Genomic DNA, 17447 nt, shown 5'->3' on the forward strand with positions numbered 1-17447 from the left:
AGGCGGTCTACACTGGATCTGCGCTGCCGATACGTCCCGCTCCGGCTGAATGGAGCGCCGCATGATCCGCGGGGACGGGGCCGGGCGGCAGGATGAGATCACCGCACCCTTCGTGGAGCGGCGCACCTATCGCCGACGCCGTCTCATGGATATTGCCAGGCTGTTGCCGATCCTGGGGGCTGTGCTTTTTGCGGTACCATTGATGTGGCCGGATCCCGATCCCTACCCGGCGCCGGGCAGCCAGGGGGGGATGCGGATGTCCTCGGCCATCACCTATGTGTTTCTGGTTTGGGCCGGGCTGATCGCCATCAGTCTCGCCTTCGGAGAGGCCGTGCGCCATTGGGCCGAGCATTGGACCGCCGGGGGCACGACCGAAGGCGAAACCGACCCCGCCGCGCTGGCAGAGGACCATGCACATCTGCCAGAGGCCTCCGACCCGGCGCCCGGGATGCGCCGCGACTGATGGCGTCGCTGAACGTTCTTGCGCTGGTCTGCTTGGCCTATGTGGCGCTCCTGTTCCTTGTCGCCTTCCTGGCCGACCGGATGGCCAGCCGGGGGATCAGCGCGTCCTGGATGCGCTCGCCGCTGACCTACACCCTGTCCTTGTCGATCTATTGCACCGCCTGGACCTTCTACGGTGCCGTCGGCTATGCGGCTCGCGCGGGCCTGGAATTCATCACCATCTATTTGGGGCCGACCCTGGTGATGATTGGCTGGTGGTGGGGGTTGCGCAAGCTGGTACGGGTCGGGCGCAGCCAGCGGGTGACCTCGATCGCCGACCTTTTGTCGGCGCGCTATGGCAAGTCCAATATGTTGGCCATCGGCGTGACCTTGCTCGCGGTGATCGGGGTGACGCCCTATATTTCCCTTCAGTTGCAATCGATTACACTGTCGTTTTCGATCTTCGCCGAAGCCGACCCTCTGCGCAGTTTCAACGAGACCACCACGGTTCTTTGGGTGGCGGTGGGGCTTGCGGTCTTTGCGATCCTGTTCGGGACACGCAACCTCAACGCAAACGAGCGCCACCATGGCGTGGTGACGGCCATCGCGCTGGAGGCGGTGGTGAAACTGGTGGCTCTTCTGGCGGTGGGGATCTTTGTGGTCTGGGGCATTGCCGGGGGCGTGACGGAGACCTTCACGCGCATCGATGCCTCGCGCATCGGCCAGTGGCAGGTGGACGGCGGGCGTTGGGCAACGATCACCTTTCTGTCCGCTGCAGCCTTTGTCTGCCTGCCGCGGATGTTCCAGGTCATGGTGGTGGAAAACGAGGACGAACGCCATCTGCGCGTCGCCGCCTGGGCCTTTCCCCTGTATCTCTTGCTGATGTCGCTGTTTGTGGTGCCCATCGCGGCCATCGGGCTAGAGCTGCTGCCGACCGGCGCCAATCCGGATCTTTTCGTTCTGACCCTGCCGCTGCATCAGGGCCAGCAAGGGCTGGCGATGCTGTCATTCCTGGGCGGGTTCTCTTCGGCGACCTCGATGGCGATTGTGGCGGCCATGGCCCTGTCGACCATGGTATCGAACCATATCGTGATGCCGATCTGGTTGCGGATGCAGGGGCCGGGGGCTTCGGTATCCGGCGATGTGCGCAACGTGGTGCTTTTTGCACGCCGGATCACCATCGCGGTGATCATGCTGCTGGGGTATTTCTACTACAAGCTCTCGGGCGGTGGTGCGGCGCTGGCGGCCATCGGGTTGATTTCCTTTGCCGGGGTGGCCCAGATCTTGCCGGCCTTGGTGGGCGGGCTGTTCTGGCGCGGCGCCACCCGCAGCGGTGCCCTGGCCGGGTTGAGCGTTGGCTTTGCGATCTGGGGCTATACGATGCTTCTACCGACGCTGGGGGGCGGGGTGCTTCCCGAAAGCGTCCTGGCAAACGGTCTGTTCGGGCTGTCCTGGCTGCGCCCGCACGCGCTGTTCGGGATAGAGGCGCTCGATCCCACCGTGCATGCGGTTCTCTGGTCGATGAGCCTGAATGCGCTGGTGTTCTGCGCGGTGTCCCTCGCCAGCTTCCCAAGCCCGATAGAGCGCCTGCAGGGGGCGCAGTTCGTCAATGTCTTTGACCATTCATCCGGGCCGCGCGGCTGGACCGGATCCGTGGCGCAAAGCGAGGACCTGATGGTGATGTCGCAGCGGATCCTGGGCGCGAGTGAGGCGCAGGCCTTTTTCCAGCGCGAATTGGCCAGGCAGGGTGGGCGCGGCAGCCTGCCGGAGCCGACGCCTGCCTTTCTGGAACGGCTGGAGCGGGAGCTGAGCGCCTCGATCGGGGCGGCGGCCGCCCATGCGATGATCGGGCAGATCGTTGGCGGCTCTTCGGTTTCGGTCGAGGATCTGCTGGCGGTGGCCGATGAGACGGCGCAGATGCTGGAGTATTCGAGCCGGTTGGAAATGCAATCGGCCGAACTCTCACGAACTGCTCGGAAGCTGCGAGAAACAAACGAAAAACTTACTCAGATTTCAGAGCAGAAGGATGCCTTCCTGAGCCAGGTCAGCCACGAGCTGCGCACGCCGATGACCTCGATCCGGGCCTTCTCGGAGATCCTGCGTGATGACGAGATGCTGGATCATGCAGGCAAGGCGCGCTACGCGAGCATCATCCATGATGAGGCCCTGCGCCTGACCCGCCTGTTGAACGATCTGCTGGATCTCAGTGTGCTGGAAAGCGGTCAGGTCAGTCTCAACGTGACCCGGACAACGCTGAAGGAGGTGCTGGATCACGCGGTCTCTACCGCCTTGGCGGGCTTTGATCGACCGATCCGGGTTCTGCGCGACTGCGAGATCGAGGAGGTGCAGATTTCATCCGACATGGACCGGCTGGCGCAGGTGTTCATCAACCTGATCGCCAATGCGCAGAAATACTGCGATGCGGCAGAGCCGGAGCTGCGCATCGATGTGACGCTTGGCACTGGTCAGCTGATGGTGGATTTCATCGACAATGGCAGCGGTATCGCACCGCAATACCAGCAGATGATATTCGAGAAGTTTTCGAGGGTTAGCCCGGAGCGGGCCGGCGGGGCCGGGCTGGGATTGGCGATTTGCCGCGAGATCATCCAGCGTCTGGACGGTGATATTTCCTATCTCGCCGGGGTTTCGGGCGGCGCCTTTCGGGTCACGCTGCCTGCATTGGGCGATAATGCCACCAAAGTCTCATAAGTAGTCGATAGATAAAGGTATTGGTAACCCTCTGCGGGCTACAACGGGTGCAAGAGGCGGCAAGGTTTCAGGTTCACCACGTATGTCTGATACGACAACACAGGATTCAGCAAGCGGCAAGGCAGGGGGCCTTGCGCGAAAGCTGGCAGCAAACAAGGAGGGGTCAGGTGCGCTCAACGGGTCGCTGACTCTGAAGGCCCTGCGCCGGTCCCTTGCGCGCGCGGCTGCGGAGCTGTGCGATTTGCCCTTGGCAGTCCTGGCGGCACGGCAGGCCAACCGATCTCCGGAAGAACTGCACGAACACCTGTCTGACAAGCATCTTCTGGTGATCCTGGATGGTCCGGGTGGCCGTATCGGGGCCGCCACCATGGATGCCGCGCTGGTCACCGCGCTGATCCAGAAGCAGACGATCGGCCAGGTGATGGGCAAGACTCCCACCGAGCGCCATTACACCCCAACCGATGCCGCGATGACGGCAGAGTTTCTTGAAACCGCGCTGAAGAAAGTCGTGGCGATGCTGGACGGGCAAAAGGACCAGTCCACATTCGCCGGCTATCGATTCGGTGCGCAGATCGAAGACGTGCGCAGTCTTGCCCTGGGGCTGGAGGCGGATGACTATCGCGTGCTGTCGCTGACCGTCGATCTGGCCATCGGTGCGATGCAGGGTGAATTGAACCTGATCCTGCCGGAACCGACCCTGGAAGAACTGGGGATGTCTGGCTCCTCCGGGCCGTCTTTGGGAAGCAACCTGGGGTCGATGCGCGCCGAACTCTCGGCCGTGCTGTGCAAGATGCGCGTGCCTTTGAATGAGTTCTCGGGATTGAAGATTGGCGACGTGCTGCCGCTCGATCAAGCCTTCCTCTATGAAACGGATTTGCAGGCGGTCAGTGGTCAATCCATTGCCCAGGGACGCCTTGGGCAATTGAACGGGGCGCGTGCCGTGCGTCTCAATCAACCCCGCACCCGGCTGGTCGGCGACGCGGATGCGGGCGAAATGGGCTTCTCCGACGGCGTCGGTGCCGATGCCTTGCCATCCCCGGATGAGATGCCGACCATTGATCTGGGCATCGCCGCCGAAGATTTGCAGGATCCGCTCGACAACAGCCTTGGCGGTGGTCTTGGTAGCGAATTTGGCACCGGCGGTCTTGGGGATATGGGCGGCGAACTTGGTGCCGGGCTTGGTGGTGACCTCGGGGGTGACCTGGGCGGCGATCTGGGCGGTGATTTCGGTGGTGGCCTGGGGGCGGACTTGGGTGGTGATCTGGGGGCCGGATTGGGCGGCGACCTGGGTGGCGACCTGGGCGGGGGGCTCGGTGCAGATCTCGGGGGCGACCTCGGTGCTGATCTGAGCGCGGGTCTGGGCGACCTGCCTGCACTGCCAGAGGCGAACCTGGACGGATTTGACCCGGATGATGCTGCTGCGGAAATCTCCAAACTTGCTGGTCTGGGGTCGGGCTGACCGTTTCCGGGCCGCAGGGTCCTGGCCGCGATGGGCGGCCAATGCTCACCAATAGAATCAGAAAACCTCGGGGCTGGCCCCGAGGTTTTTGATGTGGGGCAGGTGGGTTCTCAGTTTCCCTCGAACCCGGTGCCAGGAGGTTACTGGCTGGCCAGAGCCTCCAATGCCGGGCGCAACCCGTCCAGCGCGTAGCCTGCCGCTGCCGTCTTGGCGAGCACCTCGTCGGCGCCCAGGTCCGCGGCATGCCCCAGGGCCCAGACCACCGAACTGCGGGTGCCAGAGGCGCAATAGGCAAGCACCTGACCTTCGGCGCCTTCAAACAGCGCCTTTTGCCGGGCGACATTCTCGGGTGTCATGGTCTGATGGGTCAGCGGCAGTTCTTCGAAGGCCAGACCGGCCGCTTCGGCGGCGGCGCGAATGGTGGCGGCCTGATGGCTGGGCGGCACCTCGCCGTCGGGGCGGTTGCAGATCACCAGCTTGAAGCCGGCCTCTGCGATTGCGGGGATGTCCTCGACCGAAATCTGCGGCGAGACGGCGTAGCGGGGGGTGATTTCACGAGCTTGCATGGCCATCCTTTACGCTTTTGCGGCCAGTCGGTCTAGCTGTCTACCAACGGGCGCCGAGATCAACATGCCCGCGGACATGGCAGCCAGGAACAGAAGGCCTGCCCAGCCATTATAGGTCAGCGAGGCAAGCGCCGGTCCCGGGCAAAGCCCTGCCAGGCCCCAACCCATGCCGAACATCACCGATCCGGTGACCAGGCGGTGATCCAACTCCGGGCGCGCGGTGGGAAATTCACCGCCAACCAGCGGCTGGCGACCGCGGGTCAGGCGCCAGGCAAAGAACATCGGGATAACCGCGCCGCCCATGACAAAGGCCAGGGTCGGATCCCAATTGCCGAAGACATCAAGCCAGCCCTGCACCTTGGTGGTGTCGGTCATGCCGGAGATGAACAGGCCGCCGCCAAACAGGCTGCCCGCGATCAGAGAGAGAATAAGACGCATCAGATCAGCCCCAGAACGTGACGGAAGATGGCAAGGGTCAGACCACCGGCCAGGATGTAGAACACGGTTGCAACGATACCGCGCAGCGAAAAGCGGGAGATGCCGCAGACGCCGTGGCCCGAGGTGCAGCCATTGGCGATCCGGGTGCCCACACCCACCAGCAGACCGGCGGCGATGATGACCCAGACATCGGTGGTCATATGGGTGTCGATCTCGACATTGTAGAGCGGCCAGAGGATCAGCGGCGTGACGATCACGCCAACCAGGAAGGCAAGGCGCTCCCACAGGCTGTTCCAGCCGCTGCCGTCGATGAGGCCTCCGAAAATGCCGCTGGCGCCCATGACGCGGCCATTGCCGAGCAAATAAACGGCGCCGCCAAGGCCGATGATTCCGCCCCCGACGAGGCCCCAGATCCAGTCTGTTTCCATTCTTCGCGTTTCCTTGATGTGCGACGCTGCATCTCTTGACGTGCTGGCAGCGCCTGACCTGTCTTGGTGGCGCAGCGCCCTTCGCGGGGCGCTGCGCTGTGCTGTGTTAGATCTTGTTGACGGGGATCTTCAGGAAGACATCGCCCTGTTCATCCGGTTCCGGCATCTGGCCTGCGCGCATGTTGACCTGCAGCGAGGGCAGGATCAGCCGAGGCATGCCGAGCGTGGCATCACGGGCGTCGCGCATGGAGGTGAAGTCCTCGATGCTCTTGCCTGCGCCGATATGGATATTGAGCGCCTTCTGCTCGCCGACCGTGGTTTCCCAGGCATATTCGTCGCGGCCCGGCGCCTTGTAGTCGTGGCCGACAAAGATGCGGGTGTCATCGGGCAGGGCCAGGATCTTCTGGATCGACTGGTAGAGCGTCGTGGACGAGCCGCCTGGGAAATCGCAGCGTGCGGTGCCGAAATCGGGCATGAACAGCGTGTCGCCCACGAAGGCGGCATTGCCGACCACATAGGTGAGGCAGGCAGGCGTATGGCCGGGCGTGTGCAGCACTTCGCCGCGCAGCTGGCCGATCATGAAGGTATCGCCTTCCTTGAACAGTTGGTCGAACTGGCTGCCATCGCGCTGGAACTCGGTCCCTTCGTTGAAGACCTTGCCGAAGGTGTCCTGAACGATGGTGATATTCTCACCGATGCCGATCTTGCCGCCCAGGCGTTCCTGCAGATAGGGCGCGGCGGACAGGTGGTCGGCATGCACATGGCTTTCAAGGATCCACTCGGTCTTCAGACCTTCTTCCTTGATCCAGGCGATGATTTCATCCGCCGATTGGGTGTCGGTACGACCTGCCGCGTGATCGAAGTCCAGCACCGAATCGACAATCGCACAGGCGCTGCCGTTGGGGTCGCGGACGACGTAGGAGACGGTATTGGTGGCTTCGTCGAAGAAGGCTTTGACGATTGGATTCATGGTGGGACACTCCCTTGCGTTTCCTATTCATATGTTGAAATTGGAATGTGTTTCAAGTCTCGCCGCGCATTTTCCGCAAACATTCCTGTTTTCCGGCGCCATAGGGTGAGCATAGCAGGCTAAAGCGCGACAACGCTGGCAAATCGGTCTGCGCTGCGGGCGGATGGGCCGACTTTTGCGGAAAATATCGGCGCATTGACGCTCAACCGCGGTATCAAGGTGCGAATTTCGGGGCTTCTGCTTTATTTCTGTTTCAATTCCCTGCCACAGTGGCAGGGCAAAGGGGAGGACTTGCAATGAAGACTGCTAATCTGCTGCAAAATGCTGAGCGGATCGAAAAAGAGTTGCGCACGGTGTCCGGACCGACCCGTGACAAGCTGGAACGGGAGTTTCTCAGCATTCTGGCACAGCTGCGCCAGAGCGGTGCCAGGATTTCAGCGCATCTGCGCAGTGTCGAGCACGCGCTGGAAGAAGACGCCACCGAGCGACAGTTCGACAATATGCCGGTCTGAGATCTGAGCTCGTCTGAAATTTAGGCCTGCCTGAGAATTTGGGCGCCGTCGCCAAAGGGCGCGGGGATGGCTGCGGCGTGTCAGGACAGGAAGATGCCGAGCATCACCAGCATCAGCCCGATCACCGACAGGAACAGGGCGCCCAGATTGTAGGGCAGCACCGATTGCACCACGGCGCGCAGCGCCTCGTCGTCCAGTTTCTGACGGCGTGCCTTGGCGACGCGCAGAATGCACCAGATCAGGCCCAGTAGACCGGCGACGGACAGGGCCGCACCGACCCAGACGAGGATTTCAAACATGCCGGTCTCCCGCAGTTGACTGCCGCTGCGCCTAAAGGATTGGCGTAGATGATGCAAGGCCGCGAGGGCGGCCAGCGGGTGCAAATCAACGCGGTAGGCGGGCGGGGCAGCATTCCAACCTTGCGATGATCCCGCCGGGGCGCTATCCCCTCTCTTCGACTGCACTGACATGCCTTGCTGACGGAGCCGGATATGGATCTGACCGAAGACGAAAAAAGCGAAAACTACCGCGTAACCGCTGGAGAGCTGCGCCAGTTCATCGAGCGTTTCGAACGCCTGGACGCCGAAAAGAAGGACATCGCCGATCAGCAGAAAGAGGTGATGGCCGAGGCCAAGGCGCGCGGCTATGACACCAAGGTCATGCGCAAGGTCATCGCCCTGCGCAAGCGTGACAAGGACGACATTGCCGAGGAAGAGGCGGTGCTGGACATGTACAAAGAAGCGCTTGGTATGTAAGCGCCGCTGCGCCAGCACGAATGATCTGCACCAAAAGCATCGCCGCGTTTCCCGCTTCGGGGCGCGGCGTTTGTCTTTCCGGGCCCGTGCCGGTCATTGGGATGCTGAGGGCGCGATACGTTTCAGGTATGAAATTTTAAGCTTGAAGTATTTGACGCTCTGTCGGATATTGGCATGCAACTGTTGACCAGAACCGAGTGAGGAGACATCCCATGCCCGCAATCAACGTGCATCCCGAAGGCTGGAAACCGGCCAAGGGCTATGCCAATGGCATGGTGGCCGAAGGCAAGCTGCTGTTTGTCGGTGGCCAGATCGGCTGGAACGCGGACCAGGTGTTCGAGACGCAGGATTTCATCGGCCAGATGAGTCAGGCGCTGCGCAACATTCTGGACGTGGTGACAACGGCAGGCGGGCAGGCCAGCGACATCACCCGGCTCACCTGGTATGTGACCGACAAGGCGGAATACGTGGCCCATCAGGCGGAGGTGGGCAAAGCCTACCGCGATGTCATGGGCTATCACTTCCCGGCGATGACCATGGTTGTGGTCTCGGCCCTGGTCGAGGACGAGGCCAAGGTCGAAATCGAGGCCACCGCCGTTCTGCCCTCCTGACCCTCGCCAAGAGGCCTGCCGCGCGTGCGGCTCCTCAGAAATGCGTGAAGGCCATTTGAAAACCGCGAGGGATGCCCCACCTGTGTTGCAATCAGATGGAGGGTCTCATGCGGATCAATGCCGATTTCACCAAACGCGTCGCCGTACATTTCGACGACACTCCCTGGGTGCCAAGCCCCGCCGCCGGGGTCGAGCGCAAGATGCTGGATCGTATCGGTTCGGAGGTCGCGCGGGCGACAACCATCGTGCGCTTTGCGCCGGGCTCTTCCTTCACGGCGCATACCCATGACGGCGGTGAAGAGTATTTCGTTCTCGACGGTGTGTTTCAGGACGAGGATGGTGATTTCCCCGTTGGATCCTACGTCCGCAACCCGCCGACCTCTCGTCACACTCCGGCGGCCAGGGATGGCGCCACGATCCTGGTGAAGCTGCACCAGTTTGATCCCGAAGATCGTCAGCTGGTGCAGATCGATACGACCAAGGCAGGGGAAGAGCCACTGCACCTGTTCAGGGACGCGCGGGAAGAGGTGCGGCTGCTCACCTGGGGGCCCGGTGAGGAGGTTTCACTGGATGCACCGGGCGGGGCAGAGGTCTTCGTGCTTGAGGGCGCCTACCGCGAAAGTGGCGAGGATTTCGCCCGCTGGGACTGGTTGCGCCTGCCGCCAGGGGGCACATTCGAGGCGACCGCTGGTCCAGATGGGGCGCGCATCTGGATGAAAACAGGGCACCTCGCGGAAATGCTGAATATCTAAGCACGGCTCTTTATCTCTAAAGATCAAAGTCTTGTCGGTCGTTCTATCGGGGCGGCCGATTTTTTTGCCTGCTTCAAAAATTTTACCAGTTGATAAAAAATCAATCTGTGGCAGTCTGAATCGCAGAAAAAGAACAAACAGGGAGACACCCAATGGCGATGAGCCATCAGGCATCCGGTATCCAGGCTGGACGTTTGTCCGCCCCAGAGATCGCCGATAATTTCGGAGATCTGCATGCCCCATACGATCAGCACGAGGCCGCCGTGGCCGCTGATCGCTGCTATTTCTGCTATGACGCGCCGTGCATGACGGCCTGTCCGACCTCGATCGACATCCCGCAGTTCATCCGCGAGATTCAGGCGGGTCATCCGGTGTCGGCCGCTAAGACGATCCTGGAGCAGAACATCCTGGGCGGCATGTGCGCCCGCGTCTGCCCGACCGAGACGCTGTGTGAAGAGGTCTGCGTGCGCGAAACCGCGGAAGGCAAGCCGGTCGAGATTGGACGTTTGCAGCGCTATGCCACCGATACGCTGATGGCCCGGGGGGTGCACCCCTTCACCCGCGCCGAAGCGACGGGCAAGCGTGTTGCGGTTGTCGGTGCGGGGCCTGCGGGCCTGGCGGCAGCGCACCGGCTGGCGATGCTGGGCCACGACGTGGTGGTCTATGATGGCAAGGACAAGGCCGGCGGGCTCAACGAGTTCGGGATCGCCGCCTATAAATCCACCAATGATTTTGCCGCGCGCGAGGTCGAGTGGTTGCTGCAAATCGGCGGCATTTCAATGGAGTACGGCAAGAAGCTGGGGCAGGATCTGTCGCTTGATGCGCTGAAGGGTGACTTTGACGCGGTCTTCCTGTCGATCGGTCTGGGCGGCGTAAACGCGTTGCGCAGTGCAGGCGAAGACAAGGATGGCGTGCGCGATGCGGTGGACTTCATCGCCGAGCTGCGCCAGGCCGAGGATCTGAGCGCGCTGCCCGTTGGGCGCAACGTGGTCGTGATTGGTGGCGGCATGACAGCGGTGGACGCCGCGGTGCAGTCCAAGCTGCTTGGTGCCGAAAACGTCACCATCGCCTACCGTCGCGGCCGCGAGGCCATGGGCGCCAGCCGGTTCGAACAGGATCTGGCCGCCTCGAAAGGCGTCAAGCTGATGTTCAACGTGATGCCCAAGGCGATCCATGGCAACGGTGCCGCAGCCGAGATCGAGCTGGAATACACCGAGGTGAAGGGCGGCCGCGTGAGCGGCACCGGCGAGACGGTGCGTCTGGTGGCCGATCAGGTCTTCAAGGCCATCGGCCAGACCCTGGAAGGCCAGCCCGAGGGGCTTGAGATCGAGGGTGGCAAGATCAAGGTCTCCGAGACCGGGCAGACTTCGGTCGCCGGTGTCTGGGCCGGGGGCGACTGTGCCTCGGGCGGCGAGGACCTGACCGTGACCGCCGTGGCCGAAGGCCGCGATGCCGCAATGGACATTCATTCCAGCCTGATGGGCTAAGCCAGCCAGCTGTCCCTGAAACGGGGACGGCAGGCGAGCATGAAAAGGAACAGATAAATGGCTGATCTGACAACTGAATTTCTGGGGATCAAATCTCCGAACCCGTTCTGGCTGGCCTCGGCCCCGCCGACCGACAAGGAATACAACGTGCGCCGCGCCTTCGAGGCCGGCTGGGGCGGCGTGGTCTGGAAGACCTTGGGCTCCGAAGGGCCGCCGGTGGTCAATGTCAACGGGCCGCGTTACGGCGCGATCTGGGGCGCGGACCGGCGTCTCTTGGGCTTGAACAACATCGAGCTGATCACCGACCGCAGCCTTGAGACCAACCTCGAGGAAATTACCCGCGTCAAGAAGGACTATCCCGACCGCGCGGTGATCGTGTCGATCATGGTGCCCTGCGAGGAAGAGGCCTGGAAGGCGATCCTGCCCAAGGTCGAAGCCACCGGTGCCGACGGGATCGAGCTGAACTTCGGCTGCCCGCACGGCATGGCCGAACGGGGCATGGGCTCTGCCGTGGGGCAGGTGCCGGAATACATCCAGATGGTCACCGAGTGGTGCAAGAAATACTACTCCAAGCCGGTGATCGTGAAGCTGACCCCGAACATCACAGATGTGCGCTTCCCGGCCCGCGCGGCCAAGGCGGGCGGCGGCGATGCGGTCAGCCTGATCAACACCATCAATTCGATCGTGTCGGTCGATCTCGACAGCATGGCGCCCGAGCCGACCATCGGCGGCAAGGGCACCCATGGCGGCTATTGCGGCCCGGCGGTGAAGCCGATTGCCATGAACATGGTGGCCGAGATCGCCCGTGATCCGCAGACCCATGGCCTGCCGATTTCCGCCATCGGCGGCGTCACCACTTGGAAGGACGCCGCAGAATTCATGGCGCTGGGGGCTGGCAACGTGCAGGTCTGCACCGCGGCCATGACCTATGGTTTCAATGTGGTCAAAGAGATGATCTCTGGCCTGTCCAACTGGATGGATGAGAAGGGCTACACCTCGACCCAGGACTTCATCGGCATGGCGGTTCCCAATGTGACCGATTGGCAGTATCTGGATCTGAACTTTGTCACCAAGGCCAAGATCAGCCAGGACGATTGCATCAAATGCGGCCGTTGCTATGCGGCTTGCGAGGATACCTCGCACCAGGCCATCGCCATGAGCGAGGACCGCACCTTTACCGTGAAGGATGAGGAATGCGTGGCCTGTAACCTTTGCGTCAATGTCTGTCCGGTCGAAGGCTGTATCACCATGGAAGAGGTCCCCGTGGGCGAGGTGGATCTGCGCACCGGCAAGGTGGTGACCGGCGAATATGCCAATTGGACGACCCATCCTAACAATCCATCGGCAACCGCGGCTGAATAAGCTTCGCTCTGCAAGATGTTGATAAAATGTAAAAAGGCGCCCCGTTCGGGCGCCTTTTCTGGTTTGGGCTCTTGCTTAAGCGGGGGTCAGCATCCGCCGGTAGAATGTGTCCAGGAAATCCGGTGCGGCGTCGAACGGATCCTCTGATCCCATCAGCGTGCGCACCTGAACGTCGAAATCGGCGTAATGCTGGGTCAGCGACCAGATCGAAAAGATCAGATGCTTTGGATGCGACGGCTTCAGCCGACCTGCTGTCATCCAGCCTTCGATCACGGCGGCTTTTTCCTCGACCAGGTCTTTCAGGTCGGTGGACAGGGCCTCCAGCATACGGGGGGCGCCTTGGACAATTTCATTGGCAAAAAGGCGGCTTTCGCGCGGGAAATCCTGGCTCATCTGCAGCTTGCGCTGCACATAGGCGAGCATCTCTTCCAGGGGATCTCCTTCGGGATCAAGGGCGCGTAGGGGATCCAGCCAAGTGTCGAGAAGTTCGGACAAAAGTGCTGTGAAAATCGCCTCTTTCGAGGGGAAATAGTAGAGCAGGTTGGGCTTTGACAGCCCGGCCTCGCTGGCGATCTGATCTACCGTTGCGCCCCGGAACCCATGGGCAGAGAACACTTCCAACGCGGCCTCCAGGATGGCGGCGCGATTCTTTTTCTGGATACGGGTGGCGGGGCGATCCTTGGGCATGGGCGACTGTTGGGGTCCTTGACTGGCGCGGCATCTGCAGATCGCCTGTATTTCACACATTTCAACAGTAAACCAAGTGTTTTCGCCTATGATCTGACGCAATTTCTTGACTGACTGTGCCCGGATGGTAGCTTGAGTTTGACCAGTTGGTCAAATCCGGTCGGCACAAGATCGGGGCCAACCAATCAAAGCCACCGATAGGGCGCAAAGCCAAAATAACCCGCGCATAGACGGGATTGACAGGAAGGAAGCTGCGATGACGTCGCTTGGACAGAATTTGAAGATCAACGGCGATCGGCTGTGGGACAGTCTGATGGAGATGGCCAAGATCGGCCCCGGTGTTGCCGGCGGCAACAATCGCCAGACCCTGACCGATGAAGACGCCGAAGGGCGCGCCCTGTTCCAGAAATGGTGCGAGGATGCGGGCTGCACCATGGGGCTGGATCAGATGGGCAATATGTTCGCCCGTCGCGAAGGCACCGACCCGGATGCGCTGCCGGTCTACGTGGGCTCGCACCTGGATACCCAGCCGACCGGTGGCAAGTATGATGGTGTTCTTGGTGTGCTGGGCGGGCTTGAGCTCATTCGCTCGCTCAACGATATGAATATCAAGACAAAACACCCCATCGTGGTGACCAACTTCACCAATGAGGAGGGCACCCGCTATGCCCCGGCGATGCTGTCGTCGGGCGTGTTTGCTGGCATTCACACGCAGGACTGGGCCTATGATCGGGTCGATGCCGAGGGCAAGAAATTCGGCGATGAGCTGAAGCGGATCGGCTGGCGCGGCGAAGAGGAAGTCGGGGCGCGCAAGATGCATGCCTTCTTTGAGCTGCACATCGAGCAGGGTCCGATCCTGGAGGCCGAGGGCAAGGATATCGGCGTGGTCACGCACGGCCAGGGCTTGAGCTGGACGCAGGTCACCATCACCGGCAAGGATGCCCATACCGGATCGACCCCGATGCCGATGCGCCGCAATGCGGGTCTTGCCATGGCGCGGGTTCTGGAAACCGTGGATGAAATCGCCTGGTCCCATGCACCGCATGCGGTGGGGGCGGCCGGGCATATCGATGTCTATCCGAACTCTCGCAATGTGATCCCGGGCAAGGTTGTCTTTACCGTCGATTTCCGCAGCCCGGAACTGGCAGTGATCGAAGACATGGAAAACCGCCTGCGCCAAAAGGGCCAGGAGATCGCCGATGCCATGGGCGTTTCGATCGAATTCGAAAAGGTTGGCGGCTTTGATCCGGTGAAATTCGACGACGCCTGCGTCACCGCCGTGCGCAGCGCTGCCGAGCGACTGGGCTATTCCCATCTCGACATCATTTCCGGCGCGGGCCATGATGCGTGCTGGATCAACCGCGTGGCACCGACCGCCATGGTCATGTGCCCCTGTGTCGACGGGCTAAGCCACAATGAAGCCGAGGAAATCAGCAAGGAATGGGCCGAAGCCGGGGCGAATGTCCTGTTCCATGCCGTCGTCGAAACTGCTGAAATCGTTGAGTAACCCGGTGAAAGACGTGCTGTCGCAGCGGGCTGATCTCCAGTGATCGAATCCGGCCTCTCCATCCCCGATCGGATCAAGCATCTGATCGAGACGGAGATGGCCGAGTTCAATGTCACCAGCGAGGTCGGCCTTGCGACCCTCTATGCCTTTCGCGCGGCGCTGTGCGAGCCGGAAGCGGTGACGGTGAATTTTTCCGGCGGTCTGACGCAGGAGTGCTGGGCCGTCACCCATCCCAACGGCGACTACCGGGTCATCTATCTGCCACTGGCGGGGTATTTCTCGCTCTGTGTCGACTCGGTTTTCGGCCCGCTCGACATCGGCGTCCATGGACATGCAATCGGCTGTTTCAGCTCCGTCTGAGAAAGGCCGAATACAACAATAAAACAGGGAGTTAATAGACATGAGTAAAGTCATCAAGAACGGGACGATCGTCACGGCTGATCTCACCTACAAGGCGGATGTTCTGATCGAAGACGGCGTGATCACCCAGATCGGCGCCAACCTGAAAGGCGACGAGGAGTTGGACGCCACCGGCTGCTACGTGATGCCGGGCGGGATTGACCCGCATACCCACCTCGAGATGCCCTTCATGGGCACCTATTCCTCGGATGATTTTGAAAGCGGCACCCGGGCCGGCCTTGCGGGCGGCACCACCATGGTTGTCGATTTTGCCCTGCCGAACCCGGGCGAAAGCCTGCTGGATGCGCTGAAGCGCTGGGACAATAAATCCACCCGCGCCAACTGCGATTACTCCTTCCACATGGCCGTGACCTGGTGGGGCGAGCAGGTCTTTGACGATATGAAGACCGTGATCGAAACCCGCGGCATCAACACCTTCAAGCACTTCATGGCCTATAAGGGCGCGCTGATGGTCAATGATGACGAGCTTTACGCCAGCTTCCAGCGTCTGTCTGAACTTGGCGGTATTGCCATGGTCCACGCCGAAAACGGCGATGTGGTGGCGGAACTCAGCGCCAAGCTGCTGGCCGAGGGCAACAATGGCCCAGAGGCGCACGCCTATTCCCGCCCGCCGCAGGTCGAAGGCGAGGCCACCAACCGTGCCATCATGATTGCCGATATGGCGGGCGTGCCGCTTTACGTGGTGCATACCTCCTGCGAGGAAAGCCACGAGGCGATCCGCCGCGCCCGCATGCAGGGCAAACGCGTCTGGGGCGAGCCGCTGATCCAGCACCTGACCTTGGATGAAAGCGAGTATTTCAACCAGGATTGGGACCATGCCGCGCGCCGCGTGATGTCGCCGCCCTTCCGGAATAAGCAGCACCAGAACAGCCTGTGGAACGGTCTCCAGTCCGGTTCCCTGTCTGTGGTGGCGACCGACCACTGCGCCTTTACCACCGACCAGAAACGCTATGGCGTGGGTGATTTCACCAAGATCCCGAACGGCACCGGCGGCCTTGAGGACCGGATGCCCATGCTCTGGACACACGGGGTGAATACCGGCCGTCTGACGCCGAATGAATTCGTTGCCGTAACCTCAACAAACATCGCCAAGATCCTGAATTGCTATCCGAAAAAAGGTGCCGTTCTGGTCGGTGCCGATGCCGACCTGGTGGTCTGGGATCCCGAAAAGACCAAGACCATTTCGGCCGCGTCGCAGCAGTCCTCGATCGACTACAACGTCTTTGAAGGGCATGAGGTCAAGGGCCTGCCGCGCTTTACCCTGACCCGCGGCCATGTGGCGGTGCATGATGGTGAGATCCGCACCCAGGAAGGCCATGGTAAATTTGTCGAACGTGAGGCAAACACCACCGTGAACAAGGCGCTTTCGACCTGGAAGGAACTGACCGCCCCCCGCCCGGTGGAGCGGACCGGCATTCCGGCGACAGGCGTGTAATCTGGCTATAATCCGAAGGCGGGCCGCCCCAGGTGGCGGGCCGCACTTCCGTCCGACTAAGGCAATGACATGACAAATGAAACGACACCCCAGGCCAGTTCATCCCAGGCCGTCGTAGAGGCGCGCGATCTGAACCTCGTGTTCGAGACCAACGATGGTCCGGTGCAGGCGCTGAAGGATGTGAACCTCACCATCAACAAGGGCGATTTCGTCAGCTTCATCGGCCCTTCGGGCTGCGGCAAGACGACCTTTTTGCGGGTGATGGCGGCGCTGGAACACCCCACCAGCGGCTCGATCACCGTGAACGGCATGACGCCGGATGAGGCGCGTCAGAAGCGGGCCTATGGCTATGTGTTTCAGGCGGCGGGGCTGTACCCGTGGCGCAGCATTGCCAAGAACATCAAGCTGCCGCTCGAGATCATGGGCTATTCCAAGGAAGAACAGGATAAGCGCGTCGCACAAGTCCTTGACCTGGTGGAGCTTTCTGGATTTGGCGGCAAATACCCCTGGCAGCTGTCGGGCGGCATGCAGCAGCGGGCCAGCATTGCCCGCGCGCTGGCATTCGATGCCGATATCCTGTTGATGGACGAACCTTTCGGGGCGCTGGATGAGATCGTGCGCGATCACCTCAATGAGCAGCTCTTGAAGCTCTGGGCGCGCACGGACAAGACCATCGGTTTCGTCACCCACTCGATCCCCGAGGCGGTGTATCTGTCGACCAAGATCGTCGTGATGTCGCCGCGCCCGGGCCGGATTACCGATGTGATCGAAAGCACCCTGCCAAAGGAACGGCCGCTCGATATCCGTGACAGTCAGGAATTCATCGACATCGCGCACCGGGTGCGCGAGGGTCTGCGCGCGGGGCATAGCGATGATGCATAAGCGCGCGTTTATCCCGAACCGGGAGG

The 17447-nt window shown here is 61.6% G+C and carries 19 protein-coding genes; 13 read left to right on the forward strand and 6 right to left on the reverse strand.

Annotated features, from left to right (window positions below):
* Positions 1-61: 61 nt before the first annotated feature.
* From PXK07_RS09165 to PXK07_RS09175, 3 genes are all read left to right on the forward strand, one after another.
* Positions 62-463: a hypothetical protein gene (locus PXK07_RS09165; protein WP_274847921.1), complete on the forward strand. Its 402-nt coding sequence runs from the start codon at positions 62-64 to the stop codon at positions 461-463.
* Positions 463-3150, forward strand: a complete 2688-nt coding sequence (locus tag PXK07_RS09170; protein ID WP_274847922.1) for a sensor histidine kinase — start codon at positions 463-465, stop codon at positions 3148-3150. The genes PXK07_RS09165 and PXK07_RS09170 overlap by 1 nt, the downstream gene beginning before the upstream one ends.
* Before the next feature lie 82 nt (positions 3151-3232).
* The gene (locus PXK07_RS09175) at positions 3233-4609 is read left to right on the forward strand and encodes a FliM/FliN family flagellar motor C-terminal domain-containing protein (RefSeq protein WP_274847923.1); all 1377 of its coding nucleotides are present in this window, start codon (positions 3233-3235) and stop codon (positions 4607-4609) included.
* A 140-nt stretch (positions 4610-4749) separates the two neighbouring features.
* Here PXK07_RS09175 and PXK07_RS09180 read toward each other — a convergent pair whose 3' ends face one another.
* The 4 genes from PXK07_RS09180 to PXK07_RS09195 all read right to left on the reverse strand — a co-directional run bounded on the left by PXK07_RS09180 (position 4750) and on the right by PXK07_RS09195 (position 7011).
* Positions 4750-5175: a TIGR01244 family sulfur transferase gene (locus PXK07_RS09180; protein ID WP_274847924.1), complete on the reverse strand. Its 426-nt coding sequence runs from the start codon at positions 5173-5175 to the stop codon at positions 4750-4752.
* 9 nt (positions 5176-5184) lie between these two features.
* Entirely contained in the window at positions 5185-5613 is a 429-nt protein-coding gene (locus PXK07_RS09185) for a DUF6691 family protein (protein WP_274847925.1), read from the reverse strand.
* On the reverse strand, positions 5613-6041 hold the full coding sequence (locus PXK07_RS09190; protein WP_274847926.1) for a YeeE/YedE family protein: 429 nt from the start codon (positions 6039-6041) through the stop codon (positions 5613-5615). Before PXK07_RS09190 ends, PXK07_RS09185 begins: the two co-directional genes overlap by 1 nt.
* Positions 6042-6147: 106 nt before the next feature.
* Positions 6148-7011 carry an MBL fold metallo-hydrolase gene (locus tag PXK07_RS09195; RefSeq protein ID WP_274847927.1) on the reverse strand — a complete coding sequence of 288 codons (864 nt, stop codon included), beginning with the start codon at positions 7009-7011 and terminating at the stop codon, positions 6148-6150.
* 296 nt (positions 7012-7307) lie between these two features.
* Between PXK07_RS09195 and PXK07_RS09200 the strand changes: the two genes are divergently transcribed.
* Positions 7308-7523 carry a hypothetical protein gene (locus tag PXK07_RS09200; protein WP_274847928.1) on the forward strand — a complete coding sequence of 72 codons (216 nt, stop codon included), beginning with the start codon at positions 7308-7310 and terminating at the stop codon, positions 7521-7523.
* An 80-nt stretch (positions 7524-7603) separates the two neighbouring features.
* Here PXK07_RS09200 and PXK07_RS09205 read toward each other — a convergent pair whose 3' ends face one another.
* A complete protein-coding gene (locus PXK07_RS09205; RefSeq protein WP_274847929.1) occupies positions 7604-7822 on the reverse strand; it encodes a hypothetical protein in 219 nt (72 codons plus the stop codon).
* A 192-nt stretch (positions 7823-8014) separates the two neighbouring features.
* On the opposite strand from PXK07_RS09205, the gene PXK07_RS09210 reads away from it, so the two are divergent.
* The 5 genes from PXK07_RS09210 to preA all read left to right on the forward strand — a co-directional run bounded on the left by PXK07_RS09210 (position 8015) and on the right by preA (position 12490).
* Complete coding sequence (locus PXK07_RS09210; RefSeq protein WP_192966339.1) at positions 8015-8278, forward strand: DUF2312 domain-containing protein; 264 nt, start codon at positions 8015-8017, stop codon at positions 8276-8278.
* A gap of 212 nt (positions 8279-8490) precedes the next feature.
* Positions 8491-8889 (forward strand): RidA family protein, encoded by a 399-nt coding sequence (locus PXK07_RS09215; RefSeq protein ID WP_274847930.1) that lies wholly within the window; start codon positions 8491-8493, stop codon positions 8887-8889.
* A 107-nt stretch (positions 8890-8996) separates the two neighbouring features.
* Positions 8997-9641, forward strand: a complete 645-nt coding sequence (locus PXK07_RS09220; RefSeq protein ID WP_274847931.1) for a cupin domain-containing protein — start codon at positions 8997-8999, stop codon at positions 9639-9641.
* A gap of 152 nt (positions 9642-9793) precedes the next feature.
* Positions 9794-11128, forward strand: coding sequence for an NAD(P)-dependent oxidoreductase (locus PXK07_RS09225; RefSeq protein WP_274847932.1), 1335 nt, complete (start codon positions 9794-9796; stop codon positions 11126-11128).
* Between the two features lie 57 nt (positions 11129-11185).
* Complete coding sequence (gene preA, locus PXK07_RS09230) at positions 11186-12490, forward strand: NAD-dependent dihydropyrimidine dehydrogenase subunit PreA (protein WP_274847933.1); 1305 nt, start codon at positions 11186-11188, stop codon at positions 12488-12490.
* Between the two features lie 75 nt (positions 12491-12565).
* On the opposite strand, the gene PXK07_RS09235 is transcribed toward preA, so the two are convergent.
* Positions 12566-13177, reverse strand: a complete 612-nt coding sequence (locus PXK07_RS09235) for a TetR family transcriptional regulator C-terminal domain-containing protein (protein ID WP_274847934.1) — start codon at positions 13175-13177, stop codon at positions 12566-12568.
* A gap of 256 nt (positions 13178-13433) precedes the next feature.
* Here PXK07_RS09235 and PXK07_RS09240 point away from each other — a divergent pair, with 256 nt between their 5' ends.
* The 4 genes from PXK07_RS09240 to PXK07_RS09255 all read left to right on the forward strand — a co-directional run bounded on the left by PXK07_RS09240 (position 13434) and on the right by PXK07_RS09255 (position 17421).
* Positions 13434-14684 carry a Zn-dependent hydrolase gene (locus PXK07_RS09240; protein WP_274847935.1) on the forward strand — a complete coding sequence of 417 codons (1251 nt, stop codon included), beginning with the start codon at positions 13434-13436 and terminating at the stop codon, positions 14682-14684.
* A 39-nt stretch (positions 14685-14723) separates the two neighbouring features.
* Complete coding sequence (locus PXK07_RS09245; protein WP_274847936.1) at positions 14724-15044, forward strand: hypothetical protein; 321 nt, start codon at positions 14724-14726, stop codon at positions 15042-15044.
* 40 nt (positions 15045-15084) lie between these two features.
* A complete protein-coding gene (gene hydA, locus PXK07_RS09250) occupies positions 15085-16539 on the forward strand; it encodes a dihydropyrimidinase (RefSeq protein WP_274847937.1) in 1455 nt (484 codons plus the stop codon).
* A gap of 69 nt (positions 16540-16608) precedes the next feature.
* Entirely contained in the window at positions 16609-17421 is an 813-nt protein-coding gene (locus PXK07_RS09255) for an ABC transporter ATP-binding protein (RefSeq protein WP_274847938.1), read from the forward strand.
* The last annotated feature ends 26 nt before the right edge of the window (positions 17422-17447 follow it).

Origin of the sequence: Phaeobacter sp. QD34_24, from assembly GCF_028890115.1 — a bacterium.
Taxonomy (GTDB): domain Bacteria; phylum Pseudomonadota; class Alphaproteobacteria; order Rhodobacterales; family Rhodobacteraceae; genus Phycobacter.